Consider the following 26,059-nt stretch of genomic DNA (forward strand, 5'->3'; position numbering starts at 1 on the left):
CCATGCGTCCAAGGCCGCCCGCGCGCGGCTCTCTGTCACAAGGTCCAAGTCTTTGCAGAAACAGGGAAATTTCTGCCTGAAAAACGGCCAGCCGAGAACCTGGATCCTGCAAAGCCCGCATTCCGGCGACAACACCCAGCTGCGCGCCATTGCCGGTCGCCTGGGCTGGCCGGTCGAGACGAAGAAACTCGCCTATCGGGGCCATGAGGGCCTGCTGCGCCTGTTGAGCCTGCCCACCCTGGCCGGCGTGAATCTTGCCGCCTCGAGCCCGCTCACGGCACCCTGGCCCGATCTCGTCATCTGCTCGGGCCGCGGGGCGGAGGCGGTGGCCTTCTGGCTCCGCACCCGGAACCCGCAGTTGCGCATCGTCTTCGTCGGCACGCCGTGGTCGGATCTCCGCCGCTTCGATCTCGTCATCACCACCCCGCAGTATCGCCTGCCGCAGGCCCCCAACGTGCTGCACAACCTGCTGCCGGTGCATGACGTGACGCCGCAGCGCCTTGCCGCAGAGGCGGAACGCTGGGCGCCAAAGCTCGCCCATCTGCCGCGCCCCGTCACCGCCGTGCTGGTGGGCGGGTCCAGCGGGCCCTATCACTTCACCCCCCAGGCGGCGGCGCGCCTCGGGCGTGAGGCCTCGGCGCTCGCAGCATCCGATGGCGGGTCTCTGCTCGTCACCACCAGCGCCCGCACCGGCACTGCCGCGGAAGACGCGCTGCAGGCCGCCATCACCGCGCCCTGTTTCTTCCACCGCTGGCAACCCGATGCGGCGGACAATCCCTTCCACGCCATGCTCGGCCTTGCCAGCCGCATCATCGTCACAGCGGATTCGATCTCGATGATGGCGGAGGCCGTCAGCACCGTAAAGCCCGTGCTGCTCTTCGACATCGAGGAGGGCCCCTATGCGATGCGCGCCGATCTCGATGTGCCGCGGATCGGCCGGCGCGGCCGCAGGCTGGAGGCGACATTCTTCCGCCTGCTGATCAACCATGCACCGCCGCGCTTTTCGCGTGACCTGCGCGTGGTGCACCGCCAGCTGGTCAGGTCCGGCCACGCCCGCTGGCTGGGCGAGCCACCTCCTGCGTCCGCGCCGGCGCCGCTGGAGGATGGGCTGTCCCGGTCCGTCACTCGCATCCGCGCGCTTTTTGGCCTATGAGCGGGCCCACCTCACGTGCCGGAAAGCCCTGATTCGATGCCTGCCCCGCAAGATAACAGCCTCAGCCTCGGCGATCGCCTGACGACGCTGAAAGGGGCAGCGTGGAAGGCGCTGCTGGTTGCGGGCGAAGGCTTCGCCTACATGGTGGCGGGGCTTCCCATGGCGCTGCGCCGGGCCTTCCGCGGCAAGCCCACCCTGGCCTTGCCGCCCGCCGAATATCTCCACCGCCATTATGCCTGGCGCTACTGGCAGCTGCCGTGGGGTCCCGTGAGGGCCGTGGCCGCCGCCATCGCCTGGCCCATTGCCCTTCCGGTCGCGGTCTTCATCTTCGCCCGCCGCAATGCGCGCGCCATCGCCCAGCGGTCCGGCGTCAGTCCCCTGGCGCAGGTCATGGGGCAGGTCGACATGGCGGCGCGCTTCGCCATCGCCCCCTTCTGGTTCTACATGTTCGAGCTGCACCTCGCCGAGCGCAGGAAGCGCGCGCAGCTCTATCTCACCGCGCACGAGACCATCGGCCCCGCCTATTCGCTGCTCCAGCCGCCGCCGGGGGCGGATGGCATGGACGACAAGATCTGGTTCGCCGAGCACTGCCACGAACAGGGTGTCAGGGCGGTGCCCGTGCTCATGCATTTCTCCAGGGGCGAGCGCCGGCCGCTGAAGGGTGGCAGCGATGTCCTTCCCGATGGCGATCTCTTCGTGAAGCCGCGCTCGGGCTCGGGCGGCCACCGCATGGAACGCTGGGACTTCCTCGGCGAGGGCCGCTACCGCAACGCCCACGGCGACGTGCTGACACGCGACCAGCTGATGGAGAAGCTCGCCCGCCAGTCGCTGAAGGATGATTTCCTCGTCCAGCCGCGCCTCGCCAATCATCCGGCGCTGGACGACATTTCGAACGGCGCACTGGCCACCGTGCGCCTTCTCACCTGCCGCAACGAGCAGGGCCGGGCGGAGGCCACCAATGCCGCCTTCCGCATGGCCATCGGCAATTCGGTGGTCGACAATTTCCACCAGGGTGGTCTGGCGACGGCGGTGAACCTGCAGACCGGCCAGATCGGCATCGCCTCCGACATCGGCATCAGGCCCGATGTCGGCTGGCGCGACACGCACCCCGTCAGCGGTGCCCGCTTCGCCGGCCGCACCCTGCCGCACTGGGCCGAAGTCATGGCGCTGGCGGTGAAGGCGCATGAGGCCTTCCCGGAGCGGGTGGTGGTCGGCTGGGACGTGGCCATGCTGGCGGACGGCGCCATGATCATCGAGGGCAATGGCAAGCCCGATCTCGACATTCACCAGCGCGCCGAGCGCGGCCCGGCGGGTGAAAGCCGCATCGCCCATCTTCTGGCTCACAACGTCGACAAACGCAGCTAAGGCCCGGCACATTGCCGTGCTGCGGGGGATTTGCTATGCCCGCCCGGCCCTTTTGCCGCTGAAAGCCGTATTTGATGCCCCTGCCCAATGCCTTCGACCTTCGCGTCGGCCTGCGCCAGCTGATTTCCCGTGGCACGGCCGTCCTCCCGCGGGACACCGGCATCCGTTTCGAGCGCTGGTTCCGGGGCTACGAAGAGAAGAAGAAGCTGGAGGCGGCCGATGCCGCCATCGTGTCCTTCGGCAAGAGCGGCCGCACCTGGGTGAGGGTCATGCTGTGGCGCTATTTCGCCCACCGGAACGGCTATGCCAGCGAGGGCATTTCGGCCTTCAACGAGTTTCGTGACCGGCATCCCGGTGTGCCGGTCCTGTTCTTCACCCACGACAATTACCTGAAGGACTGGTTCGGCCATGACCGCAAGGCGGAGATCTACCGCGATCTCCCCACCGTGCTGCTGGTGCGCGACCCGCGCGATACCGCGGTCTCGCAGTTCTTCCAGTGGAAGCACCGCATGGAACCGCGCAAGAAGGTGATCAATGATTACCCGTTGCCCGATGATACCAGCGTGCATGACTTCATCGCCGGCGCCCAGGCGGGCCTGCCCAAGATCATCGGCTTCATGAACGACTGGGCCGATGCAGCGCCCCGCATGAAGAAGCTGCTGGTGGTGCGCTACGAGGACCTGCGCGCCGACACCAAGAAGGAGCTGGGCCGGATCGTGACGTTCCTCGGCCAGCAGCCGACGGATGCTGACCTGGAAGACGCCGTCACCTTTGCCTCAATCGATAACATGCGCCGCATGGAAACCGAGAACGCCAAGAAGGCCGGTGGCCAGCGCAGCATGAAGCCCGGCAATGCCGATGACCCGTCGAGCTTCAAGGTCCGCCGCGGCAAGGTCGGGGGCTGGCGTGACTATGTGACGGACGAGCAGGCCGATGCGCTGGACCGGCTGGTGCGCGACACGTTGAACCCGGTCTACGGCTACAACGGTTAGGCCGCGGCGCGTCCCACTTCGTTCACCCGGCCTCCCCGCACCTCGTAGAGGCGGTCGGCCACCTCCACCCAGGCATCGCGGTGGGTGATGACGATGATGGTGAACTCATGTGCCAGCTTGCGGATGTTGCCGACGATCTCTGCCTCGGTCGCCGGGTCGAGCGCACTCGTCACCTCGTCGAGGATCAGGATGTCGGGCCTGGTCACCAGGGCGCGGGCGAGCGCGATGCGCTGGCGCTGGCCGCCCGACAGCCTCGCCCCCATTTCGCCGGCGCTGGTGTCGAGGCCCTGCGGAAGGCTGGCGATGAAGTCCTCGAGGCCGGCGAGCTTCACGGCATGCGCGATGTCGTCTTCCGTCAGGCTCTCGTCGCCGAGGCAGATGTTCTCGCGGATCGGTGCGTGCAGCAGCGACAACTCCTGCGACACATAGCCGATGCGTCGGCGCAGCTTGATGATGTCGATGTCCTCGAGCGCCACGCCTGCCAGGGTGATGCGCCCGCTCTTCGGCTGGTGCAGCCCGATGAGCAGGTCGACGAGGGTGGTCTTGCCGCTGCCCGAAAGACCCTTCAGCACCGTCACCTGGCGTGACGGCACCACGATGTTCACGTCCTGCAGCACGTCATGCCCGCCATAGGAGAAGTTGACGTGCTCGAAACGGCAGTCGCCGGTGGCGTCCGGCTCACGCGTGCCGCGCGCCGCCTCGCGGTTGGCCTCGGTCAGCGCAATCAGCTGCTGCACGCGGTCGTAGGAGGCCTGCGTCTGGGCCGATTGCTGCAGCAGCCGCTGCAGCTTGCCGAAATTGTCCAGCACCTTCATGAACAGGATGCCGCCCACCAGCAGCGCCGTGATGGTGATGTGGAAATAGGTGTAGGAGACATAGATGACCAGGCACAGCGCAATGGCCATCACCGCGTCACCGCCCTGCACCGTCAGCTGCTGGGCCACGCCGCGCTGGCGCAGCGCCTTCTCGAGCCGCAGCATCGCCTTGCGGATCGAGGTGCGGAACGAGTTGTAGCGGTGCATGGTCTTGAGCGGTTTGATGTTGCCGAGCAGTTCCACCGTCTTCACGGTGAGTTCGCGCGTCGAGTCGACCTGGCGGCGGCCCGCCCTCTTCGACATGCGGAACAGGAAGCCCATCGACTGGCTCATCACGATGCCGACGGTGAGGCCGAGCAGCGCCAGCCGCCAGTCGACGAAGAGCGTGATGATCACGTAGATCACCGCCTGCACCGACATGGCGCAGAAGTTGGCCGCCATCAGGTAGGCATCGGCCGCGCGGGTTGCATCGGCACTGATGGCGCTGGCAAAGCTTCCTGCCTGCTGTTCCGAATAGAAGCGCCAGCTGGCGCCGAACAGCGCGTCCAGCAGCCGCTCGCGCATGCGCACGCCGACGCGCGCGGCGGAATTCGCCGCATAGGTGAGCGCGAAGAAACCGACCACCGCCTTCAGCACCAGCGCCACGCCGATGATCAGCACCAGGTTGCCCAGCGTCGGGTCGATGCCCACCCATTCCAGCGCGGTGACAACCCTCTGGCTCAGCCCCGAATGGCTGCCGCTGGCCGCGCCGCCGGGCTGGTCGGCGACGATCGCCACCGCCGGCAGCAGGGCGGAAATGCCGATGGCCTCGCAGAGCGCTGCCACCAGCAGCGCAAACAGCACCAGGAAGGGCCTTGTGCCCTCGGCGTTGAAGAAGATGTGAAAGACCTTGCGCATTGTCCTCGTGCCGAGAGTGTCCCCAGGCCGTCCGGGGGAGACTTAGCCCCGCCGCTCACGGCTTGCAATTGCGGCACGCCGCCCCTATAAGCCCCGCAAACGGCTGGTTTTATCGTTCAAGAAGCGCCACGGTCGTTAGCTCAGCCCCCGGGAAATGCAAGTCCTAACTGCCCCGGCAGGCTGGTTCCGGCGCGGGTTGCAGCGCCGTCGGCGCCCTTGGGGAGTTCAGCATTGGTCGCTGCACAGCAGGCCGGAAGGGGCATCATCTACATTGCTTCGGGCGCGCCCTATGTGCGTGACGCGGAGCGTTCGGCCCGCAGCGCCAAGAAGCAGCACCCGGACCTGCCGATTGCCCTGTTCAGCGACGTGCCCTCGAAGGACCCGGCGATCGACATGTGGTTCGAGGTCAAGGACCCGCACCGCCGCTCCAAGCTCGACTACCTGGCCAGGTCGCCGTTCCGCGATACGCTCTATCTCGATGCCGATACGCGCGTCATCGGTTCGATCACCGAGCCCTTCGGCCTGCTCGACCGCTATGACCTTGCCGGCTGCCACGTCGAGAATCGGCATCCGGTCTCCTCCGCCACCGCGCGCCTCACCGATCCCAAGGTCGATCCCGGCTTCACCGGCTTCAACGGCGGCGTGCTCTATTATCGCCTGAGTGACCGGATGCAGACATTCCTGGCCCGCTGGTCGGAAGGCTACAAGAGCGAAAACGCCAAGTTCGACCAGCCCATCCTGCGCCGCCTGATGTGGGAGATGCCGGAGATCGGCGTCATCGCCATTCCCACCGAGTACAACGTGCGCACGCTGCGCGGCATCCTGTTCCGCTCGAAGAATGAATCGGAGGCCCGCCTGCTGCACCTGCCCTGGTACAAGTCGGCGGATTCCGCCCTCTACCGCTTCTGGCGCACCATCCGCACCGGCCGCTGCTATCCCGGCAACCTGGTGCTCATGATCCGCGCCTTCTTCATGTGAGAGCGATGCGCAGGGTCCTCATCACCGGCACGGCCGGCTTCATCGGGTATCACCTCGCCGAGCTGCTGCTCGCCGAAGGCTGGCTGGTGCATGGCGTCGACGCCTTCACCGACTATTACGACGTGACCCTCAAGCACGCCCGCCAGGCGCGGCTCCAGCGCAGCAACGCCTTTTCCGCCACGCTGGCGCGGCTCGAGGACCTCGATGCCCTGTCGCGCGCCGCGGAGGATTTCCGGCCGGAGGTGATCGTCCATCTCGCGGCCCAGGCCGGCGTGCGCTACAGCCTCGAGAACCCGCGCAGCTATGTCGACACCAATGTCACCGGCACCTTCAACGTCATCGAGGTGGCGCGCCAGCTCGGCGTGAAGCATGTCGTCTTCGCCTCCACCTCCTCGGTCTATGGCGGCAACAGCAAGATGCCCTTCGAGGAAACCGACAAGGCCGACCAGCCGCTCACCATCTATGCCGCCACCAAGAAGGCGGGCGAGGCGCTGGCCCATTCCTATGCCCATCTCTGGGGCGTGCCGATGACGGGCTTGCGCTTCTTCACCGTCTATGGCCCCTGGGGCCGGCCGGACATGGCGCTGTTCAAGTTCACCCGTGCCATCCTCGATGGGGAGCCCATCGACATCTACAATGGCGGGGAGATGTACCGCGACTTCACCTACATCGACGACCTGGTGCGCGCCATCGCGCTGCTCATCGATGCCGTGCCGGTGAATGGCGAGCCCGTGGGCGCGCATGACAGCCTCTCCGGCGTGGCGCCGTTCCGCGTCGTCAATATCGGCAACAACGACAAGGTGAAGCTCCTCGACTTCATCGACGCGCTGGAGCAGGCCCTGGGGATCCCTGCGCACAGGAACTACATGGAGATGCAGAAAGGCGACGTTGCCGCCACCTGGGCGGATTCGCGCCTGCTGAAGTCGCTCACCGGCTTCAGCCCGGCGACCGACTATCGCACCGGCGTCCGCCGTTTCGTGGAGTGGTACCGTGGCCACTACCAGCGCTGAGGCGCCGCTCGCGGCAGCCCGCGACCTCGCCCGGGCCTTCACGGCAAGGGGCATCCGCTTCGTCCACTGGAAGAGCAACGGCCACCTCGCCGAGGCGCTCTCCGGCCAGACCGACATCGACATGTACGCCGACCCCGCCCAGCGCGCGGTGGTGCGCAACATCCTGCGTGAACAGAACGCGCTCGAAATGCGCAGCCAGCCCTGGGGCAGCTACCCGGACGTCGAGGACTGGCTGCTGATGGACGAGACGACGGGCCGCTTCCTCCACGTGCATCTGCATTTCGCGCTGGTTACCGGACTGCGCCGCATCAAGCACCTGCGCCTGCCGTGGGGCGAGGCGCTGCTCGCCCACACCGATCATGCGCTCGATGCCGAATGGCCCACGCCCACGGCAGAGATGGAACTGATGATCCTCATCGTCCGCATGTGGGCCAAGATGCCGCCCGCCAAGCGCAAGGGGAAGCTGAAGCTGCCGCACCATGTGCGCGCCGAGCTCGACTGGCTCCTGTCGCGCGCCGATGCCGCACGTCTCAAGACGCTGGCGGGCGAACTGCTGCCGGGCTTCGACACAGCCCCCGTCGGAGCCCTCGCCGGCAATCCTCCGCCCACGGATGAAGCGGTTCTGGCCGTCAGCCGCTCCGTCTACGCCGCGCTGAAGGACCATCACCGCATGCCCTGGGCCGAGGCCCGGCTGCGGGGCGCGGCCCTCAACCTCAAGGCCACGGCAGCCAAGGAGCTGCGCAAGCTCAGGCCTGCCACCGTCACCGGCAAGCGCGCCGCGGGGCCGGGGCTGGTCGTCGCCTTCATCGGCAGCGATGGCTCGGGCAAGTCGACGCTGACGGCGGCAATCCGCAAGTGGCTGCGCTACAAGCTCGATGTGCATGGCTATTACATGGGCTCGGGGCAGGGCAGCACCCGCCTGCTCGACCGGCTGCGCCATGCCGTGAAGGCCAGGACGAAGAAGTCGAAGAAGCCGAAGACGCCGAAGACGCCGGAGGGGGAGGGTGCGCCGCGCGCCCGCAAGCCTGCCGGATTCCTCGACCGCCTGCTCGCCCTCCACCAGCTTCCCGCCACCTCCTCGAAGCGCCGCGCCCTTGCGCAGGCGCGCCGGCTGGCCGAGGGCGGCAGCATGGTGGTGCTCGACCGCTTTCCGCAGATGCAGGTCTACGGCATCTATGACGGCCCCCGCCTGCAGGAGGGCGCCTCCTTCGGCTGGGCGGCGGCGGCTGAACGCGAGGGCTATCGCAGGCTCGCCACGCTCAGGCCCGACCTGCTCATCAAGCTCGTCGTCTCGCCCGAGGTGGCGCATGCCCGCAAGCCCGATCACAGCCTGTCCAGCATCGCGCGCAAATGCGCCCTGACGCGCGAACTCGACTTCGCCGGCGTCGACGTCGTGTCGGTCGATGCCGACCAGCCGCTCGACCAGGTGATGCTCGCGGTCAAGCGCACCATCTGGCAGCGCATCCTGCGGCAGGCCCATGCTGCGCGCTAACCCGGTCATCGAATTCGTCGGCCTGCCCGGCGCCGGCAAGAGCACCATCACAAGGGCGCTGCCCGCCCATTGGCCCACCTCCCGCAACACCGACCCCGCTCCGCTGCCGCTTCCCCGCCGCCTCGCCGTCTACCGCGCCGCGTTGCCCTTCATGCTGTCGCTCCGCCCGCTGGAGACGATGGATGCCAGGCGCCTCACCAGGCTCGCGGCGGAATTGCGCTTCTATGAACGTGAGGCCGCGGGCCCGCTGGTCATCGACCAGGGCATGATCCAGAAGCTCTGGTCGCTGCTGCTCGACCGCAGGAGCCACGATCCGGCAGCGCTCGACCGTCTGGTGGCGGCGCTTGCGCCGACTGCGGCAGACCTGATCGTCTGTCTCAATACACCGCCTGCTCTTGCCGCCGAGCGGTTGATCGCCCGCAACGGCGGCAACAGCCGCCTGCAGAAGCGCCCGGAGGATGAGATGCGGCAGGGACTCGTTTCCGGGCAAGCTCTCTATGGCATGCTGATGGACCTCTATCGCCATCATTCCGCCGGAAGGGTGCTGGAACTCTCGGGGCACGATCCGGTCGAGGTGAGTGCGGCGAAAGTCATGGCCGCCGTTTCCGAAATCCGGCAAGCGGCGGCGAAACGGCAGGGAAAGCATGGCAATGGCTGAAGGCAGGACGTGGAGCAAGGCGGAGATCGAGGCCTTCCTCGCCGCGGAGGACCTCAAGTATCAGAAAATCACGCTGCCGCACGGCCTGTCGACGCCGGGCGCCGACCGCAAGGAGGTCTGCGAGATCGCCTTTGCCGGGGGCATCACGGGCAAGACCGTGCTCGATATCGGGAGCTACCTCGGGTATTTCTGCTTCGAGGCGCTGGAACGCGGTGCCGCTGCCGCCACAGGTCTCGAGGTTGATCCGGGCAAGCTTCGACAAGCCCGCACCCTGGCCGAGATCAAGGGTCTCAACGCCGAATTCGTGATGGACGATATCGAGACCAAGGCGCTCGATCGGCGCTACGACATTGTCCTCTGTCTCAACGTGCTGCACCACCTGTTCAATCCCATCGGCGTGCTGCACAAGCTGGCAGAGGCCACGCGTGACCGGCTGGTGCTGGAAGTGGCCTCCCTCAACCCCCGCGACGCGAGGAAGCTGGGGGTGGGCGCGCTCACCCGGCAGCTCATTGGCAAGCTGCCGGTGGTTTTCATTGGCCGTGGCGTGCCCTCCTTCAAGTCGCAGGGTGAGGTGCAGAAATACTTCTTCACGCCCGCCGCCGTCCTGCGCATCCTCGGCAGCCAGCGTGCACTGTTCTCGCGCATCGAAATCGTGCCGTCCTCGCACAAGCAGCGCTTCATCGTCGTGGCCACGCGGCGGCGCATCGGCACGCTGGTCATCGTCAGTGGTCCCACCTCTTCGGGCAAGTCGACGTTCCTGAAGCGCATCGGCGATGGCCAGCTGCCACCCGAGCTCGCTGCGGAGCTTCCGTCGTCCAGCCGCAACTGGCCGATGACGGGCGCAGGCCAGCTGCTCCAGACGCAGCATACCGCGACACCGTCGCTTCCCCCGCATGATCTCGAGGGCGCGGTGCTGCATTATGATTTCCTGCGGCCCTTCGCCACCGGTTGCCAGGAGTATCCGCGTGACCAGGCGCTTGATCTCATCGCCTGTGCGGAAAAGGTGGTGGTCGTTGTCCTGAAGCCGGACATGGAACGTCTGTCGCGCCAGCTTCATGACAATGAGATCGCCGTGAAGCCCGACAAGGGCCTGCTCTACAAGCTCGCCAGCAAGGCGGGCCTCAGGCGCAAGAAGCGCCATCGTCAACTGGCTCAGCTCTACGCGCAAGCTGGCTGGGTGGATGGATGGTATGGCCGGTGGAACGACTTCATTCGCAGCACCGCTCCCGGGGCAAAGGTCATCACCGTGGACGAGTCGTGGTACGGCAGCGTGCCGAAGGCGTGACCCGGCCTGCCATCTGAGGCTGTAGTCGCATCCGTATTTTGTCCGTTATGGCCCCCGAACTCTTGGCCTAAGATGGTCCCCGACCATGACCGCCCCGCTGATCCACATTGGCCTGCACAAGACCGGAACCTCATGGCTCCAGGTTCATCTCTTCGCCAATCCAGACATGCCCTTCTGGACGGCGGCGCCGGAGAGCGTGAAGAAGCGCAAGTCGCGCGCCAAGTTCGGCTCCTATGAATTCTACCGCGCGGCCGACGGCAACATGCTGCGCGAGGATCAGTTCGATGCCGCGCAGGCACGTTCGGCGGTTGGCGCTGCAATCGTTCCCGAGGGCCGCTGCCTCGTCGTCAGCAACGAACGGCTGAGCGGACACCCCATGTCCAACGGCATGGACCGTTCCGCCATATGCAATCGTCTTCACGAAACGCTGCCCAATGCCCGGGTGCTGATCGTGGTGCGCGAGCAGCGCGCCATGATCCTGTCCAACTACATGCAATACCTGAAATATGGCGGCCCGCGCAGCATCACGGGCTTCCTCGCGCCGGAGCATGATGCCCGCGCCCCGGGCCTTGATCCCTGCTACTGGGACTATGACCGGCTGGTCGAGGCCTATCACCGCCGCTTCGGTGCCGGCAACGTGCTGGTGCTGCCTTACGAGATGCTGCGCAAGGCCCCGCAGGACTTCGTCGCCCGCATCTGCCGCTTCGCCGGGGTGGAGCCGCCGCGCCAGGCGCTGGCTGCCGCAAGCCGGGAGAATGCCAGCCAGAACTACCTCACCGCCGTCGGCCTGCGCCTGCTCTCGCCGGTGATCCGCAGTTCGCGCGGCAATGGCTTCGCGCCGTCGCTGCTCGGCCGCCGCGTCGGCCAGGCGGTGCATCTCGGTCTGCAGAAATACCTCGGCCTCCTGGTGCCGCGCGCCCTCAACGAGCATGTCAAGGCGCGGCTGCTGGCCCGCGTGGCACCCATGGCAGAGCGATACCGCCACAGCAACCAGCGCCTCCAGAAGCTCACCGGTCTCGACCTTCGCCCCTATGGCTATGCGCTGCCGGAGGAAGGTGCGGTGATCCGTCCCTTCCCGGCGCCCTCCGCCGCGCCTGCGGGGGCCCCGCTGCAGCCCGCAACCCGCCACGCCCGCGACGCCTGAGCCAGGCTCCGCGCCCCGGCGCCCCTGCCTATCCGCGCCGGCTGAGCCAGCCCGGCCGGGCGCTTTCGACCAGCATCATCTCGGCCACGTTCTCCGCCGTCAGCACGCCCATCACGCGGCCTGCCGCATCCATCACCACCTCGGCGCCGGCTCCCCGCGCGCGCATCGCCGCATAGGCCTCCGCCAGCGGTTCTCCCGGCAGCAGTGGTGCGCAGCCGCGCATCACCTCGCCCACCGGCACCGCCGCACCCCGTTCGCGCAGGCCTCTGATCATCGCATCGCGGTCGAGCAGCCCGACGATGCGGCCCGTTCCATCCACCACGGGAAAATCCTTCTGCGGCGAGGCCAGCAAGGCGTCGATGGCCTGCGACACCGGATCGTGTTCGCCCAGCACCACCGGCGATGGCTCCATTGCGTCACGCACGAAAAGTCGGGTGGCGAGGCCGGTGAAGGCGGCCTGCTGCTCCTCCGCCGCCGCGGCGAAATAGATGAAGACGCCGACCAACATCAGGATCGGGTTCCACAGCAGCCCCATCACGAAGAACGCCAGCGCGAAGGCCTGCCCGATGCGGGCGGCAAGCGCCGTGGCGCGCACCGGCGCCATGTTCATGGCCAGCACGGCGCGCAGCACGCGGCCGCCATCCATCGGAAAGGCGGGGATCAGGTTGAACAGCACCAGCACCACGTTCACCAGCAGCAGGCGCTCCGCCAGCGTGGCGCGGTCGAAGTCGAAGCTGGCGATGAACTGCGGGCCGAGCCCCAGCACGGCCATCAGCGCAAGGGCGATCGCCACGTTGACCAGCGGTCCGGCAATGGCCACGAGCAGTTCCTGCCGCGGGTTTTCCGGCATCCGTTCCATGGCCGCAATGCCGCCGATGGGCGACAGGATCACCTGCGGCGTGTTGACCCCGAAGCGCTTCGCCATGGCAATGTGGCCGAACTCGTGCAGCGTCACGCACAGGAAGACGAGCAGGATGAACACAATCGATTCAGCCGCGGCGGACGGGCCGCCGGCGAGATAATCCGCAATGCCGATCCAGGCGAGGAAGATCAGGAAGGTGACATGCAGCCTGACCCTGGTGCCTGCGACGGAGCCGATGGTGAGTGCCCAGTTCATGGTCCCAGTATAGGGAATTTTTCCTCAAATGTCAAGAAAAATCACAACCGGGGCGGGTCTTTCTTGTGCCATACCAGCCGCCGACGGCCTTTTCGAAGGCCAGGCCAGCGCGGAAAACCTTCACATCGTCCCATGTCCGTCCCACCAGCTGGATGCCGGTGGGAACCCTCGTTTCCGCATGTCCCGAGGGCAGCGAGAGCACCGGGCAATTGTGCAGCATGTTGAACTGGTGGGTCATCACCCAGCCATACTCGGGGTCGACCTTGCGGCCCGCCACCGTGAAATTCCCGTCCCACGGATCGTGCTCGGCCTTCACCGATGGCGCGTTGTTGGTGGGGCAGATGAACAGGTCGTGGCGTTCCAGCACCGGCCCCAGCGTCTGGTACATGCGGTGCGCCTGTTCCCACGGCTTGTGGACGTCGTCGGCACCCGTCAGCTTGCCGGCCACCTCGGCGAACTTCACGGCATAGTCCGTCATCAGGTGCTTCGAGTCTTTCAGGTGCCAGATGGTCTGCCGGCCGAAATGCATCAGGTTGTACCAGTGCAGCCCGTTCTTCTCGACCTCCCCGGTCCAGCCGAGGTCCACTTCCTCCACCCTGGCGCCCAGCGACCTGAACACCTCGAGCGCCTTCAGCATGTTCTTTCGCACGGCGGGCTCGACGGGCACGTAGCCGAGGTCCACCGACCAGGCGATCCTCAGTCCACGGATTGATCGTGCCTCTGTCGGCAGCACCACCGTCTCGCGCAGCGAGTCATGGTCGAGCGGGTGGGGCCCCGAGGTCACGTTCTGCATCAGCGCCGCATCGGCCACGCTGCGCGTCATCGGGCCGCAGTGATTGAAGCGGTCGAAATTGGCGGGCGGCCCGTCCGGGTTCCGCCCATGCGGCGGCTTGTAGCCGACGACACCGCAGGCCGCGGCGGGAATGCGGATCGAGCCGCCGATGTCGGTGCCCGTCGCCAGCGTGGTGATGCCCGCGGCAAGTGCGGCCCCCGAACCGCCCGATGATCCGCCTGGCCCCCACTCGGTGTTCCACGGGTTGCGCGTGACGCCCCAGAGCCGCGAGGTGGTGATGCCGGAGAGGCAGAACTCCGGCGTCGTGGTGCGCGCCAGGATGACGGCACCGGCCTTCTCGAGCCGCTCGATCATCGGGTCCGAATGATCATCCACCGAGTCCTTGAAGATCAGCGAGCCATGGGTCGTGCGCTTGCCCTTCAGCCGCTGCGCATCTTTCACGCACAGCGGCACGCCGTCGAGCGCGCCGGTCCTCGCCCCGCGCTTCATGTAGCGCGCCTCCGAGGCCTGCGCCTGCGCCACCGCCTCGTCGGCGTAGCGGTCGGCCAGGCAGTTGATCCTGGGGTTCACCTTCTCGGCCCGCGCGATCAGCGCCTTGGTCAGCTCGACGGGCGAGAGCTTGCGCTTCCTGAACAGCTTCAGGGCCTCATGGGCGGGGAGGTAGCACAGGTCATCGTTGGTCATGGACAAAACTCATGTCGAGGCGCTAGTGATTCCGGCCAACAGAGAACAGGACATTGGGAGAGAAGTCCATGGCCGGCAGGCTTCACGGCAAGACAGCGATCGTCACCTCCGCCGGCCAGGGCATCGGCCGCGCCGCCGCCATCTGCATGGCGAAGGAGGGGGCAAAGGTCTGGGCCACCGACATCAATGCCGAAGCCCTGAAGACGCTCGCCGCCGAGCAGGCAGGAATCGAGACCTTCACCCTCGATGTGCTGAAGCAGGACGAAGTCGACGCCGCGGCAAAGCGCGTCGGCACGCCGGACATTCTGTTCAACTGCTCCGGCTACGTCCATGCCGGCACCCTGATGGAGACCGACGAGAAGGCCTGGGACTTCTCCTTCGACCTCAACGTCAAGGCGCATTACCGGATGATGAAGGCCTTCATGCCGGGCTGGCTCGCCCGTGGCAACGGCGTCATCATCAACATGGCTTCCGCCGCCTCCTCCATCAAGGGCGTGCCGAACCGCTTCGTCTATGGCGCCACCAAGGCCGCGGTGATCGGCATGACCAAGGCGCTGGCGGCGGACTACACCTCGAAGGGCATCCGCGTGAATGCCATCTGCCCCGGCACGGTCGACAGCCCGTCCCTGACCGAGCGCCTCAAGGCCACGGGTGATTACGAGGCGGCGAAATCGGCCTTCATTTCGCGCCAGCCGATGGGCCGCATGGCCCGGGCCGAGGAAATCGGCATGCTGGTGGTCTATCTCGCCAGCGACGAGGCGGCCTTCGTCACCGGGCAGACCTTCGTCATCGACGGCGGCTGGTCGATCTAGGCGATTTTTGCCGGGGTGCCCTGCGCCGCCGCTGCGTCAATTGTGACGGGCAGCGCGAAGCCATTGGCAAAGGGTCTTTTCCCGGCTTAGGATGGCAGCGGTAACCGCCGGAAAGCGCGGAACAGGGAGCTATATCTTGGCAGCAGGCCAGACCGCCATCGAGGCGAAGGGCGTCACCAAACAATTCGGAGCAGGCCCCGACGCCGTCAAGGCTCTCGACAATGTCTCGGTCTCGATCCGCCAGAACGAGTTCTTCACGCTGCTCGGGCCCTCGGGTTGCGGCAAGACCACGCTGCTCCGGCTGATCGCCGGCTTCGACTTCCCCACCGATGGCGAGATTCTCCTCTACGGCGAGAACATTGCCCCCCTGCCGCCCTACAAGCGGCCGGTCAACACCGTGTTCCAGTCCTACGCGCTCTTCCCCCACATGACGGTGGCGCAGAACATCGGCTTCGGCCTCGAGATGCTGGGCAAGCCCCGGGCCGAGATCGACAAGCGCGTGTCGCAGATGCTGTCGCTCGTCCGCATGGAGGAACTCGCCAACCGCCGCACCAGCCAGATCTCCGGCGGCCAGCAGCAGCGCGTGGCACTTGCCCGCGCGCTGGCACCCCAGCCCAAGGTGCTGCTCCTCGACGAGCCGCTCTCGGCCCTCGACTACAAGCTCCGCAAGGACATGCAGATCGAGCTGAAGCGGCTGCAGCACGAAACCGGCATCACCTTCATCTTCGTCACGCATGACCAGGAAGAAGCCCTCACCATGTCGGACCGTATCGCCGTCATGAGCAAGGGCAAGATCCTGCAGATCGGCTCCCCGCGCGAAATCTATGACCGTCCCTCGGTGCGCTTCGTCGCCAACTTCATCGGCGAGACGAACTTCCTCAAGGGAAACGTCACCGGCGTCTCGGGGCATCACGCCGAAGTCAGGCTGGCGGATGGCGCCACCATCACCGCGGGCCTGCCCGAGGGTCTCAACCCGTCCGGCGCCATCACCGTGGTGGTGCGGCCGGAACACGCTGACCTGGTCGCGCCCGGTGCCCCCGCCGATCTCCGTGGCAGGCTGGAGAACGTGGTCTATTTCGGCACCGACACCCACTATTACGTGAAGCTCGACGGCGGCGAGACCTTCATCATCCGCCAGCAGAACTCGCATGGCGGTGGCACCGGCCATGCGGTGGGCGATGCCGTCGGCGTGGCGCTGGAGCCCAACTCGGCCCAGGTGGTGAGGGACTGAGCATGGGCATCGCGCAGCAGGCGGCCGACAGGGCCGAACGCGAGAGCATCCGCAAGCGCTGGCTGCTCTCGGCGCCGGCACTCCTCATCATCTTCTTCGCCGCCATCGGCCCGCTTGCCGTCGTCGTGCTCTACTCCTTCATGGTCAAGGGCGACTATGGTGACGTGAAGTACTGGCAGTTCTCGCTCGACGGCTGGTTCAACGTGCTCTTTGAGCGCGACATGTTCGACGATACGCTGGGTCCCGCCTGGGCCAACATCAACATCTTCTGGCGCTCGCTGAAGCTCTCCTTCATCACCACTGTCGCGGCACTGTTCTTCGGCTTCCCGACTGCCTATTTCATCGCCACCCGCAGGCCCGAGAAGCGCGATCTCTGGCTCTTCCTCATCACCATTCCCTTCTGGACCAACATCCTCATCCGCACCTTCGCGATGCAGGAGGTGATCCGCAACGAGGGCATCGTCAACTCGGCGCTGATGGGCCTGGGTCTCATCGACAAGCCGATCCAGATCATGTTCACCGACTGGGCCATCCTCTTCGGCATGGTCTATGTCTACCTGCCGCTGATGGTGCTGCCGCTCTATGCCTCGATGGAGAAGCTCGACTTCCGCCTCGTCGAGGCGGGCTATGATCTCTATGCCAACCGCTTCCAGGTTCTGCGCCGCGTCATCATCCCGCTGGTCAAGCCCGGCATCGTGGCGGGCTGCATCCTGGTCTTCATCCCCTCGCTCGGCGCCTATGTCATCCCGCGCGTGCTGGGCGGCGGCAAGAACATGATGCTCGGCAACCTGATCGACCTGCAGTTCGGCCAGGGCCGCAACTGGCCGCTGGGCTCCGCCCTCTCGATCACGCTGATGATCATCGTCACGCTCGCCCTCCTCGTCTATGTCAGGAACACGTCCAAGGGCGGGGGCCACGGCCATGTCTAGGGGCTTCTCCATCAGCGCGATGCCGGGCTTCCCCTTCATCGCGCTGCTCTGCTTCGCGGTGCTCTACCTGCCGGTGGCGACCCTGGTGTTCTATGCCTTCAATGCCGGCATCAATGTCTCGGTCTGGGAAGGCTTCTCGCTGCGCTGGTTCCAGTCGGCCTGGCACAACACCGCGGTGCAGGAGGCCACCATCCGCTCCGCCGTCATCGCCGTCGTCGCGGCCACCATCGCCACGGTGACGGCCACCATGGCGGCGATCGCCACCACCCGCACCGCTCCCTATCGCGGCCTCACCTTCAAATATGCCTTCATCAACCAGCCGCTCATGGTGCCGGAGATCGTCACCGCCGTGGCGCTGCTGATCGTCTTCTCGCGCATCAAGATCTGGACCGGCTATTCGGGCCTGGGCTACCTCATCGCCGCGCACACCGCCTTCTGCATCCCCTTCGCCTACATGCCGATCCGCGCCCGCCTCGAGGGCATGGACCTGACGCTGGAACGCGCCGCGGCGGATCTCTACGCCACGCCCTGGGCCGCCTTCCGGCGGGTGACGCTGCCGCTGCTCTGGCCCGGCATCCTCGCCGGCTTCATGCTGGCCTTCGTCATCTCGCTCGACGACGTGGTGATCACCGAATTCGTGAAATCCGCCGGGCAGGAAACGCTGCCCACCTACATGCTGGGCCAGCTCAAGCGCTCGGTCACGCCGGAGATCAACGCCATTTCCACGGTGTTCCTCGGCATCTCGGTTCTGCTGGTGACGATGTTCTTCTTCATCAGCCGGAAAAAGACGTGAAATTGAAAACAGGGAGCAAACGATGAGTTTCAAGTCCAAAGCACTGCTGGCCGCCGCCATGGTGATGGCGATGTCAGCGCCCGCCTTCGCCGAAGGCGTGCTCAACATCTATAACTGGGGCAACTACACCAGCCCCGAGGTGATCAAGAAGTTCGAAGAGAAGTACAACGTCAAGGTCACCATCACCGACTACGACTCGAACGACACGGCACTGGCCAAGGTGCGCGCCGGTGGCCACGGCTTCGACATGGTGGTGCCTTCGGCCAACTTCATGCCGATCTGGATCAGCGAGGGCCTGCTGCTCGAGACGCGGCCGGACCAGATGGAGAATTTCAAGAACGTCGATCCGCGCTGGGCGGACGTTCCCTATGATCCCGGCCGCCACTATTCGGTGCCGTGGCAGTGGGGCACGGTGGGTGTTTCGGTCAATACCAAGGCCTACCAGGGTGACGTGAACACCTGGGGCATCCTGTTCGACACGCCGGCCGAGCTCAAGGGCAAGGTCAACGTCGTTCCGGAAATGACCGACGTGATCGATGCCGCCATCGCCTATAACGGGGGCACGCGCTGTACCACCGACAAGGAGGTGCTGAAGAAGGCGCGTGACACCCTGGTCGCCGCCAAGCCGAACTGGATCGCGATGGAATACTCGACGATCGAGAAGATGACCAAGGGCGACTATCTCGCCACCAGCGACTGGAACGGCTCGGCGCTGCGCCAGCGCCTGCAGAACCCGGACATCAAGTACGGCTATCCGAAGGAAGGCTTCACCGTCTGGATGGACAATCTCTCCGTCCTGAAGGATGCCAAGAACGTCGAGAACGCCAAGCTCTTCCAGAACTTCGTGATGGACCCGGAGAATGCGGCGGGCCTCTCGGCCTTCGCACGCTATGCCAACGGCATCGCGGGCTCGGAGAAGTTCATGCCGGCCGACATGAAGGACGCCCCGGAACTCACCATCCCGGCCGACCTCCAGGCCAAGTCCACCTTCGCGCTGGCCTGCCCGCCCGAAGCCGTGGAATTCTACACCCGGATCTGGACCGACCTGATGAAGTGATCCGCGCGCGCCGCGGTGCTATGCTGAAGGGAGGCTCCGGCCTCCCTTCTTCTTTTTGGGTGAACGCATGACCTCCTACCGCAACTCCGATCCCCGCCCGCCGATCATGGAAGGCGCCCCGCCGCAGCTCGTGCCGACGCGCGAGGACTGGGACCGGCCGCCGTGGAATCGCTGGGCCTTCCAGAACATCCGTCAGATCCTGCCCACGGCGGAGGTCTGGCGCGGCGAGGACCCGGTGAGACAGCTGCCCCGCAAGGAGCAGGACCTCGATGCGCTGCCCGTCACCTCGGTGGAAGGTGCTGCGACCACGCTCGCCGGCCTTCTCGACGAAACCTATACCGATGGCTTCATCGTTCTGAAGCAGGGTGCCGTCGTCTATGAGCGCTACTTCAACGGCATGACGCCGCGCACGCTGCATCTCTCGCAGTCGGTGGCAAAATCGGTCACCGCCGCCACCGCCGGCGTGCTGGTGGGCAAGGGCCTGCTCGACGTGAAAGCTCACGTCACCCACTATATCCCTGAACTCAACGACACTGCCTATCGCGGCGCGACGCTGCAGCACGTGCTGGACATGCGCAGCGGCGTCACCTTCGACGAGACCTATACCGATCCCTATTCCGATATCGGCCAGCTCGATGTCTCCTCCGGCTGGAAGCCCGTGCCGCCGGGCAGCGGTCCCAATTTCCGCTGGCCGCGCCACGTCTTCGAGCAGGTTCTGGGCCTCGGCAAGCTCGAATGCCGCCACGGCGAGCGCTTCTCCTACCGCTCGATCGAGACGGAAGTGCTGGGATTCTGCATGGAACGCGCCACCGGAAAGCGCCTCTACCAGATCGTCTCGGACGAACTCTGGCAGCCCATGGGCGCCGAGCAGAGCGCCAGTTTCACCGTGGATGCGGTGGGAAGCTCGCTCGCCGACGGCGGCTTCAACGCCTGCCTGCGCGACTATGCGCGGGTGGGCCAGCTCTATCTCGACAATGGCGGCGGCATCATCCCGCACGACTGGGTGGAGGCGACGCGCAGCGGCATCCATGATCCCGCAGCACCGCCGTCGCCATCGCTGCCGCAGGGTTCCTACCGCAACAAGTGGTGGATCGAGGACCCGCGCACGCGGTCGATCTATGCGCGCGGCGTCTTCGGCCAGATGATCTATGTGAACTGGGATTACGGGATCGTTGCCGCCAAGCTTTCGAGCTGGCCCGACTTCCTGTCGACGCCCTTCAATATCGCCACGCAGGCCGCACTGCACGCCATCGGAAGGCACCTCGCATGAGCCACATACTCGACACCGTCATCGAACGCCACGCCCTGGCGCGCGCCGGTGCGCCCCCGGCACGCGCCAAGGGCATCGTCCTGCTCATCCATGGCCGTGGCGCCACGGCCGAAAGCATGCTGCCGATTGCCGATGTGGTGGCCCAGCCGGAGCTCTGCTATCTCGCCCCGCAGGCCGAGCGTTATACTTGGTATCCGCAGAGCTTCATGGCGCCCACCGCGGCGAACGAGCCCTGGCTCACCCGCGCGCTGGACCGCGTGGCGGCGATCATCGCCGACATTCTGGCCGCCGGCATTGCGCCGGAGAGGCTCGCCATCACCGGCTTCAGCCAGGGCGCTTGCCTGACCAGCGAAACCGTGCTGCGCAACCCGCGGCCCTATGGCTTCGTCGGCGTGCTGAGCGGCGGCGCCATTGGCCCGCCGGGCACGCCGCGCGACTATGCGGGCTCGCTGGAGGGCGCCACCATCTTCCTCGGCTGCTCGGACCATGACCCGCACATTCCGCTGGCGCGCGTGAAGGAGACCACACAACTCTTCACCCGCATGGGGGCCGCCGTCACCGAGCGCATCTATCCGGGGTCGTCACACGGCATCAATGACGACGAGATCACGAAACTGCGAACGGGGCTCGCTCCGCTGGCCACCTGACATCCATGATTCCGCCCGCTTCGTAGACAAGCCTGCTCAGTTGAAAGTGGGTGCCCAATGATCGACCGCCGAAGCCTTCTCGCCAGCCTGCTCGCCGTCCCGCTCGCGCCACTTGCTGCGCGCGCCTCGTCGAACGTGACGCTGGAGACCGTGGCCGAGGGCCTCGATCATCCCTGGTCCTTCGCCTTCCTGCCGGAGGGCCCGATCCTCGTCACCGAGCGGAAGGGCAATCTCCGCACCATCGCATCGGACGGCAAGTTGTCGGAGCCCATCAGCGGTTTGCCGGAGGTTGCCGCCGGGGGGCAGGGTGGGCTCCTGGACATCGCCCTCCACCCGAATTTCGCCACGACGCGCCTCGTCTTCCTGTCCTTCGCGGAGCCACGCGAGGAGGGCAAGAACGGAACCAGCGTGATGCGCGGGCGGCTGTCGGAGGACCTGCGCAGCCTCTCGGATGTGAAGGTCATTTTCCGGGAGCAACCCGCCTACAAGGGCGGCGCGCATTTCGGCTCCCGGCTCGCCTTCGACAGGACGGGTGCGCTTTTCGTCACCACCGGCGACCGGCTGAACCTGCGTCCGCTGGTGCAGCAGACCGACAACCACATCGGCAAGGTCATCCGCATCACCGAGGATGGCGGCATTCCGCCGGACAATCCGAAGGTGGCGGGCTGGCTTCCGGAAATCTGGTCCATCGGCCACCGCAACCTGCAGGGCGCGACCATCCATCCCGAGACCGGCAGGCTGTGGACCACGGAACATGGCGCCAAGGGCGGCGACGAACTGAACCATCCGGAAGCGGGAAGGAATTACGGCTGGCCCGTCATCACCTACAGCCGCGAGTATTCCGGCGAGCCGATCGGGGAGGGCCTCACCGAGACGCCCGGCATGGAACAGCCCGTCCATGTGTGGACGCCCTCCATCGGTCCTTCGGGCATGGTGTTCTATACCGGAGACCGCTATTCGAACTGGAAGGGCGATCTCTTCGTCGGCGCCCTGGCGCTGAAGCACGTGGCGCGGCTGAAGCTCGACGGCGACAAGGTCATCGAGGAGGAAAAGCTCTTCGACGGCGAAGCCCGCTTTCGCGACGTGCGGCAGGGGCCGGACGGGTTCTTCTACGTGCTGACGGATGAGGCGGCGCCGAAGGGGCGGGTGATGCGGGTGGTTGCGGGGTGAGCGATCTCTGAGCCTCATCATGCCCGGACTTGGTCCGGGCATCCTCTTCGCGGTCACCGAAAAGGATGGCCGGGACGCGCCCGGCCATGATGAGAGTGGGGTGAGAGTCGCTGTAACTTACACCGTGATCCCCGGAAGCTTCAGCCCCTGTTCCCTGGCGCACTCCACCGCGATCTCGTAACCCGCATCGGCATGGCGCATGACGCCGGTGCCGGGGTCGTTCCACAGCACGCGCTCGAGGCGGCGCCTGGCATCGTCCGTGCCGTCGGCGACGATCACCATGCCGGCATGCTGGGAGTACCCGATGCCGACGCCGCCGCCATGGTGCAGCGACACCCATGTGGCGCCCGACGCGGTGTTGAGCAGCGCGTTGAGCAGCGGCCAGTCGGACACTGCGTCCGAGCCATCGATCATGCCTTCCGTCTCGCGGTTGGGCGAGGCGACGGAGCCGGAGTCGAGGTGGTCGCGGCCGATGACGATGGGTGCTTCGAGCTCGCCGTTCTTTACCATCTCGTTGAAGGCCATGCCGAGGCGGTGGCGTTGCCCCAAGCCCACCCAGCAGATGCGCGCGGGAAGGCCTTGGAAGGCGATGCGCTCGCGCGCCATGTCGAGCCAGTTGTGGAGGTGCGGATCGTCGGGGATCAGCTCCTTCACGCGCTGGTCGGTCTTGTAGATGTCCTCCGGGTTGCCGGAGAGTGCGGCCCAGCGGAAGGGCCCGATGCCGCGGCAGAACAGCGGCCGGATGTAGGCTGGCACGAAGCCCGGGAATTCGAAGGCGTTCTTGAGGCCCATCTCGAGCGCCATCTGGCGGATGTTGTTGCCATAGTCGAGCGTCGGCACGCCCATGTGCCAGTAGTCGAGCATGGCCTGCACATGCGCCTTCATCGAGGCCATGGCGGCGGCCTTCACCGCCTGCGGGTCGGTGACGCGCTTCTCTTCCCATTCGGCCAGTGTCCAGCCGGCGGGGAGATAGCCGTTGATCGGGTCATGCGCCGAGGTCTGGTCGGTGAGCGCATCGGGGCGGATGCCGCGCTTGACGAATTCGGGCAGTAGTTCTGCGGCGTTGCCGAGCAGGCCGACGCTGATGGGCTTGCCCTGCTTGTGCGAGCGGTCGATGATCTCGAGCGCTTCCTCGATCGAGTTGGCCTTGGTGTCGAGGTAGCGTGTCTTCAACCGGAATTCGATGCGCGAGGGCTGGCATTCGATGGCGACCATCGAGGCGCCGGCCATGGTGGCGGCGAGCGGCTGCGCGCCGCCCATGCCGCCGAGGCCAGCGGTGAGGAACCACTTGCCCTTGAGGTTGCCGTTGTAGTGCTTGCGGCCCACTTCGGCGAAGGTCTCGTAGGTTCCCTGCACGATGCCCTGCGTGCCGATATAGATCCACGAGCCGGCCGTCATCTGGCCGTACATCATCAGGCCCTTCTTATCGAGCTCGTTGAAATGGTCCCAGGTGCCCCAGTGCGGTACGAGGTTGGAGTTGGCGATCAGCACGCGCGGCGCATCCTTGTGGGTGCGGAAGATGCCGACGGGCTTGCCGGACTGGACGAGCAGTGTCTCGTCCTCCTCGAGCGAGCGGAGGCCCGCCACGATCTTGTCGAAGGCTTCCCAGTTGCGCGCGGCGCGGCCGATTCCGCCATAGACGACAAGCTCTTCCGGGCGTTCGGCAACACCGGGATCGAGGTTGTTCATCAGCATGCGCAAGGGCGCCTCGGTGAGCCAGCTCTTGGCCGAGATCGTGGTGCCGGTGGGCGCCTTGATGACGCGGGTGTTGTCGCGGCGGGTGGTCATGGGAAGGGCTCCTATTGCGAGAAGGTGCCGCGCGCGTTGGTGCGGTGGCGGCTGTACAGCGCGTAGCGGCTGGCGGGGTAGGTGAGGGTGACGACGGTTGCGACGCGTGCCCGGCTCCATGAGCGGCGGTAGAGCGCCAGGCATGGTTCGAGTGCGGCAATGTTGAGCAGCCGTTGCTGTTCGGTTGTCGGAAGCGTTGCCTCCACCGTGTGCTCCAGCTCATCCACCGGCGTTGCGGCGAGCAACACGGCAGTTGGTGTCGTTTCTGTGAAGTCATGGTCGAGGAAGTCGGGGACGAGCGACGGGTTGACGTGGCGGTCCTCGAGCTGGACGGGCACGCCGTTTTCCTCATGCACGATGACGATGTGGAAGAGCTGCTTCAGCGCCCGGTCCTCGAACTCCTCGGCCAGCGCCGGATTGGCATCGACCAGCCCCTTGCGGATGAGGCGTGAGGAATAGCGGTGGCCGCGCTGGGCGATCTCCTCGGCGATGTTGCGGAGCTCCATCAGGCTGGAGAGGGCGGGCGACTCCTTGACGAAGGTGCCCACACCGGGGACACGGCTGAGGAAGCCCTCGGCGGTGAGCTCGCGCAGCGCGCGGTTGGCCGTCATGCGGCTGATGCGGAAGCTTTCGACCAGCTCGTTCTCGGAGGGCACGCGGCGGCCCGCCTCCCAGGCGCCGGAGCGGATGTTCTCCAGGATGTGGTCCTTGACCTTGGCGTAGAGCGGCTGGGCCTCGCTCATCAGAGGATGCCCCGCACCAGTTCGCCATGGTGGATGACGGCGGCGAGCGGGTTGAATCCCAGCGGATAGGCGAGGTCGCCCGGCCGCGCGGTGTTCCACAGCGCGATGTCGGCGCGCATGCCCGGCGTGAGGAGTCCGCGGTCATAGAGGCCGAGCGCCTTGGCGGCATTGTCGGTGACGCCCCTCAGTGCTTCTTCCGGCGTGAGGCCGAAGAGCACGCAGGCCATGTTCATGGCGGTGAGGATCGAGTGCACGGGCGAGGTGCCGGGGTTGAGGTCGGTGGCGACCGCCAGGGGCACCCCTGCCTTGCGGAGGGCATCGACCGGCGGCGCCTGCTTTTCGCGCAGGTAATAGAAGGCGCCGGGGAGCAGCACCGCCACCGTGCCGGAGCGGGCAATGGCATCCACCCCCGGCTGGTCGAGATATTCGATGTGGTCGACCGACAGGGCCCCGAATGAGGCCGCCATGGCCGAGCCGCCGAGATTGGAGAGCTGCTCGGCATGGAGCTTGACGGGGAGACCCAGCGCCTTGGCGGTTTCGAAGACCCGGCGGGTCTCATCGACCGAGAAGGCGATGCCCTCGCAGAAGGCGTCAACGGCGTCGGCGAGCTTCGCCTCCGCCACTGCGGGCATCACCTCGTTGCAGACGAGGTCGAGGTAGCCCGCCCGGTTCTCCCTGAACTCCGGCGGCAGGGCATGGGCGCCGAGATAGGTGGTGACCACGTCGACCGGGCGCCACTGGGAAAGCTCCCGGGCCACTTTGAGCATCTTGATCTCGGTGTCGCGGTCGAGCCCGTAGCCCGACTTGACCTCGATGGTCGTCACCCCCTCGGCCAGCAGGCTGTCCAGCCGGCGCAGCGCCGAGGCGGCCAGATCGGCTTCCGATTCGGCCCGCGTCATCCGCACGGTGGCGGCGATGCCGCCGCCGGCCCTGGCGATCTCCGCATAGGATGTGCCGGTGAGGCGCTGCTCGAACTCATGCGCCCGGCTGCCGCCATAGACGAGGTGGGTGTGGCAGTCGATGAGGCCCGGGGTGGCCAGCCTGCCCTCGCAGTCGGTCGCGTCATGGCCTGAGGGCGCTTCAGACCGGGGGCCGACCCAGGCGATGCGGCCGCCCTCGATGAGGATCGCGGCGTCCTCGATCAGGCCATAGCCGTCCTTCATGGTGGCGGCCGTGAGGTTGGTGAGCAGCATGACGAAGCCTCTTGTATAAGGTTGTATATACAGTATAGTCCGA

23 protein-coding genes are annotated in these 26,059 nt (G+C 66.3%); 17 read left to right on the top strand and 6 right to left on the bottom strand.

From position 1 onward, the window contains the following. Nucleotides 1-52 precede the first annotated feature (52 nt). The 3 genes from DK847_RS16930 to DK847_RS16940 all read left to right on the top strand — a co-directional run bounded on the left by DK847_RS16930 (nt 53) and on the right by DK847_RS16940 (nt 3,510). On the top strand, nt 53-1,153 hold the full coding sequence (locus tag DK847_RS16930) for a mitochondrial fission ELM1 family protein (protein ID WP_161957342.1): 1,101 nt from the start codon (nt 53-55) through the stop codon (nt 1,151-1,153). 36 nt (nt 1,154-1,189) lie between these two features. Next, nucleotides 1,190-2,518 (top strand): sugar-transfer associated ATP-grasp domain-containing protein, encoded by a 1,329-nt coding sequence (locus DK847_RS16935; protein ID WP_111199726.1) that lies wholly within the window; start codon nt 1,190-1,192, stop codon nt 2,516-2,518. A gap of 74 nt (nt 2,519-2,592) precedes the next feature. Then, nucleotides 2,593-3,510 carry a sulfotransferase domain-containing protein gene (locus DK847_RS16940; RefSeq protein ID WP_111199727.1) on the top strand — a complete coding sequence of 306 codons (918 nt, stop codon included), beginning with the start codon at nt 2,593-2,595 and terminating at the stop codon, nt 3,508-3,510. On the opposite strand, the gene DK847_RS16945 is transcribed toward DK847_RS16940, so the two are convergent. Then, nucleotides 3,507-5,222, bottom strand: coding sequence for an ABC transporter ATP-binding protein (locus tag DK847_RS16945; RefSeq protein WP_111199728.1), 1,716 nt, complete (start codon nt 5,220-5,222; stop codon nt 3,507-3,509). The genes DK847_RS16940 and DK847_RS16945 overlap by 4 nt on opposite strands. 231 nt (nt 5,223-5,453) lie before the next feature. Here DK847_RS16945 and DK847_RS16950 point away from each other — a divergent pair, with 231 nt between their 5' ends. The 6 genes from DK847_RS16950 to DK847_RS16975 all read left to right on the top strand — a co-directional run bounded on the left by DK847_RS16950 (nt 5,454) and on the right by DK847_RS16975 (nt 11,789). Beyond that, on the top strand, nt 5,454-6,200 hold the full coding sequence (locus DK847_RS16950) for a glycosyltransferase family protein (protein ID WP_111199729.1): 747 nt from the start codon (nt 5,454-5,456) through the stop codon (nt 6,198-6,200). Nucleotides 6,201-6,205: 5 nt separating this feature from the next. Next, entirely contained in the window at nt 6,206-7,210 is a 1,005-nt protein-coding gene (locus DK847_RS16955) for an SDR family NAD(P)-dependent oxidoreductase (RefSeq protein WP_111199730.1), read from the top strand. Beyond that, nucleotides 7,191-8,702, top strand: a complete 1,512-nt coding sequence (locus DK847_RS16960) for a nucleoside/nucleotide kinase family protein (RefSeq protein ID WP_111199731.1) — start codon at nt 7,191-7,193, stop codon at nt 8,700-8,702. The genes DK847_RS16955 and DK847_RS16960 overlap by 20 nt, the downstream gene beginning before the upstream one ends. Continuing rightward, nucleotides 8,689-9,360 carry an ATP-binding protein gene (locus DK847_RS16965; RefSeq protein ID WP_111199732.1) on the top strand — a complete coding sequence of 224 codons (672 nt, stop codon included), beginning with the start codon at nt 8,689-8,691 and terminating at the stop codon, nt 9,358-9,360. Before DK847_RS16960 ends, DK847_RS16965 begins: the two co-directional genes overlap by 14 nt. Next, the gene (locus tag DK847_RS16970; RefSeq protein ID WP_161957343.1) at nt 9,353-10,645 is read left to right on the top strand and encodes a class I SAM-dependent methyltransferase; all 1,293 of its coding nucleotides are present in this window, start codon (nt 9,353-9,355) and stop codon (nt 10,643-10,645) included. Before DK847_RS16965 ends, DK847_RS16970 begins: the two co-directional genes overlap by 8 nt. 85 nt (nt 10,646-10,730) lie before the next feature. Then, on the top strand, nt 10,731-11,789 hold the full coding sequence (locus tag DK847_RS16975; RefSeq protein ID WP_111199734.1) for a sulfotransferase: 1,059 nt from the start codon (nt 10,731-10,733) through the stop codon (nt 11,787-11,789). Between the two features lie 28 nt (nt 11,790-11,817). On the opposite strand, the gene DK847_RS16980 is transcribed toward DK847_RS16975, so the two are convergent. Together DK847_RS16980 and DK847_RS16985 are read right to left on the bottom strand one after the other, a co-directional pair. Beyond that, nucleotides 11,818-12,906 (bottom strand): site-2 protease family protein, encoded by a 1,089-nt coding sequence (locus DK847_RS16980; RefSeq protein ID WP_111199735.1) that lies wholly within the window; start codon nt 12,904-12,906, stop codon nt 11,818-11,820. A 31-nt stretch (nt 12,907-12,937) separates the two neighbouring features. Then, nucleotides 12,938-14,383, bottom strand: coding sequence for an amidase (locus tag DK847_RS16985; protein ID WP_111199736.1), 1,446 nt, complete (start codon nt 14,381-14,383; stop codon nt 12,938-12,940). A 68-nt stretch (nt 14,384-14,451) separates the two neighbouring features. Here DK847_RS16985 and DK847_RS16990 point away from each other — a divergent pair, with 68 nt between their 5' ends. From DK847_RS16990 to DK847_RS17025, 8 genes are all read left to right on the top strand, one after another. Next, on the top strand, nt 14,452-15,195 hold the full coding sequence (locus DK847_RS16990; protein WP_111199737.1) for an SDR family oxidoreductase: 744 nt from the start codon (nt 14,452-14,454) through the stop codon (nt 15,193-15,195). Nucleotides 15,196-15,286: 91 nt separating this feature from the next. Then, nucleotides 15,287-16,426, top strand: a complete 1,140-nt coding sequence (locus DK847_RS16995) for an ABC transporter ATP-binding protein (protein ID WP_111199738.1) — start codon at nt 15,287-15,289, stop codon at nt 16,424-16,426. Nucleotides 16,427-16,428: 2 nt separating this feature from the next. Continuing rightward, nucleotides 16,429-17,355: an ABC transporter permease gene (locus tag DK847_RS17000; protein WP_111199739.1), complete on the top strand. Its 927-nt coding sequence runs from the start codon at nt 16,429-16,431 to the stop codon at nt 17,353-17,355. Continuing rightward, the gene (locus DK847_RS17005) at nt 17,348-18,148 is read left to right on the top strand and encodes an ABC transporter permease (protein ID WP_111199740.1); all 801 of its coding nucleotides are present in this window, start codon (nt 17,348-17,350) and stop codon (nt 18,146-18,148) included. Before DK847_RS17000 ends, DK847_RS17005 begins: the two co-directional genes overlap by 8 nt. A gap of 22 nt (nt 18,149-18,170) precedes the next feature. Next, nucleotides 18,171-19,205 carry an ABC transporter substrate-binding protein gene (locus DK847_RS17010; RefSeq protein WP_111199741.1) on the top strand — a complete coding sequence of 345 codons (1,035 nt, stop codon included), beginning with the start codon at nt 18,171-18,173 and terminating at the stop codon, nt 19,203-19,205. Between the two features lie 67 nt (nt 19,206-19,272). Then, entirely contained in the window at nt 19,273-20,475 is a 1,203-nt protein-coding gene (locus tag DK847_RS17015) for a serine hydrolase domain-containing protein (protein ID WP_111199742.1), read from the top strand. Further along, nucleotides 20,472-21,122, top strand: coding sequence for an alpha/beta hydrolase (locus DK847_RS17020; protein ID WP_111199743.1), 651 nt, complete (start codon nt 20,472-20,474; stop codon nt 21,120-21,122). The genes DK847_RS17015 and DK847_RS17020 overlap by 4 nt, the downstream gene beginning before the upstream one ends. A 57-nt stretch (nt 21,123-21,179) precedes the next feature. Beyond that, entirely contained in the window at nt 21,180-22,292 is a 1,113-nt protein-coding gene (locus tag DK847_RS17025; RefSeq protein WP_111199744.1) for a PQQ-dependent sugar dehydrogenase, read from the top strand. 117 nt (nt 22,293-22,409) lie between these two features. On the opposite strand, the gene hutU is transcribed toward DK847_RS17025, so the two are convergent. From hutU to hutI, 3 genes are read right to left on the bottom strand one after another with little or no spacing between them, the layout of a single operon-like run. Then, a complete protein-coding gene (gene hutU, locus DK847_RS17030; protein ID WP_111199745.1) occupies nt 22,410-24,080 on the bottom strand; it encodes a urocanate hydratase in 1,671 nt (556 codons plus the stop codon). Between the two features lie 11 nt (nt 24,081-24,091). Continuing rightward, nucleotides 24,092-24,823: a histidine utilization transcriptional repressor HutC gene (hutC, locus tag DK847_RS17035; RefSeq protein WP_111199746.1), complete on the bottom strand. Its 732-nt coding sequence runs from the start codon at nt 24,821-24,823 to the stop codon at nt 24,092-24,094. Continuing rightward, nucleotides 24,823-26,016 carry an imidazolonepropionase gene (gene hutI, locus DK847_RS17040; protein ID WP_111199747.1) on the bottom strand — a complete coding sequence of 398 codons (1,194 nt, stop codon included), beginning with the start codon at nt 26,014-26,016 and terminating at the stop codon, nt 24,823-24,825. Before hutI ends, hutC begins: the two co-directional genes overlap by 1 nt. Nucleotides 26,017-26,059 lie beyond the last annotated feature (43 nt).

This window comes from Aestuariivirga litoralis (assembly GCF_003234965.1).
Taxonomy (GTDB): Bacteria; Pseudomonadota; Alphaproteobacteria; order Rhizobiales; family Aestuariivirgaceae; genus Aestuariivirga; species Aestuariivirga litoralis.

What these genes read in the sequence shown, in the direction of transcription:
- DK847_RS16935 (WP_111199726.1), top strand. Translation starts at nt 1,190, where the DNA reads ATGCCTGCCCCGCAAGATAACAGCCTCAGCCTCGGCGATCGCCTGACG.
- DK847_RS16940 (WP_111199727.1), top strand. Translation starts at nt 2,593, where the DNA reads ATGCCCCTGCCCAATGCCTTCGACCTTCGCGTCGGCCTGCGCCAGCTG.
- DK847_RS16945 (WP_111199728.1), bottom strand. Translation starts at nt 5,222, where the DNA reads ATGCGCAAGGTCTTTCACATCTTCTTCAACGCCGAGGGCACAAGGCCC.
- DK847_RS16955 (WP_111199730.1), top strand. Translation starts at nt 6,206, where the DNA reads ATGCGCAGGGTCCTCATCACCGGCACGGCCGGCTTCATCGGGTATCAC.
- DK847_RS16965 (WP_111199732.1), top strand. Translation starts at nt 8,689, where the DNA reads ATGCTGCGCGCTAACCCGGTCATCGAATTCGTCGGCCTGCCCGGCGCC.
- DK847_RS16970 (WP_161957343.1), top strand. Translation starts at nt 9,353, where the DNA reads ATGGCTGAAGGCAGGACGTGGAGCAAGGCGGAGATCGAGGCCTTCCTC.
- DK847_RS16975 (WP_111199734.1), top strand. Translation starts at nt 10,731, where the DNA reads ATGACCGCCCCGCTGATCCACATTGGCCTGCACAAGACCGGAACCTCA.
- DK847_RS16980 (WP_111199735.1), bottom strand. Translation starts at nt 12,906, where the DNA reads ATGAACTGGGCACTCACCATCGGCTCCGTCGCAGGCACCAGGGTCAGG.
- DK847_RS16985 (WP_111199736.1), bottom strand. Translation starts at nt 14,383, where the DNA reads ATGACCAACGATGACCTGTGCTACCTCCCCGCCCATGAGGCCCTGAAG.
- DK847_RS16990 (WP_111199737.1), top strand. Translation starts at nt 14,452, where the DNA reads ATGGCCGGCAGGCTTCACGGCAAGACAGCGATCGTCACCTCCGCCGGC.
- DK847_RS16995 (WP_111199738.1), top strand. Translation starts at nt 15,287, where the DNA reads ATGGCAGCGGTAACCGCCGGAAAGCGCGGAACAGGGAGCTATATCTTG.
- DK847_RS17000 (WP_111199739.1), top strand. Translation starts at nt 16,429, where the DNA reads ATGGGCATCGCGCAGCAGGCGGCCGACAGGGCCGAACGCGAGAGCATC.
- DK847_RS17005 (WP_111199740.1), top strand. Translation starts at nt 17,348, where the DNA reads ATGTCTAGGGGCTTCTCCATCAGCGCGATGCCGGGCTTCCCCTTCATC.
- DK847_RS17010 (WP_111199741.1), top strand. Translation starts at nt 18,171, where the DNA reads ATGAGTTTCAAGTCCAAAGCACTGCTGGCCGCCGCCATGGTGATGGCG.
- DK847_RS17015 (WP_111199742.1), top strand. Translation starts at nt 19,273, where the DNA reads ATGACCTCCTACCGCAACTCCGATCCCCGCCCGCCGATCATGGAAGGC.
- DK847_RS17020 (WP_111199743.1), top strand. Translation starts at nt 20,472, where the DNA reads ATGAGCCACATACTCGACACCGTCATCGAACGCCACGCCCTGGCGCGC.
- DK847_RS17025 (WP_111199744.1), top strand. Translation starts at nt 21,180, where the DNA reads ATGATCGACCGCCGAAGCCTTCTCGCCAGCCTGCTCGCCGTCCCGCTC.
- hutU (WP_111199745.1), bottom strand. Translation starts at nt 24,080, where the DNA reads ATGACCACCCGCCGCGACAACACCCGCGTCATCAAGGCGCCCACCGGC.
- hutC (WP_111199746.1), bottom strand. Translation starts at nt 24,823, where the DNA reads ATGAGCGAGGCCCAGCCGCTCTACGCCAAGGTCAAGGACCACATCCTG.
- hutI (WP_111199747.1), bottom strand. Translation starts at nt 26,016, where the DNA reads ATGCTGCTCACCAACCTCACGGCCGCCACCATGAAGGACGGCTATGGC.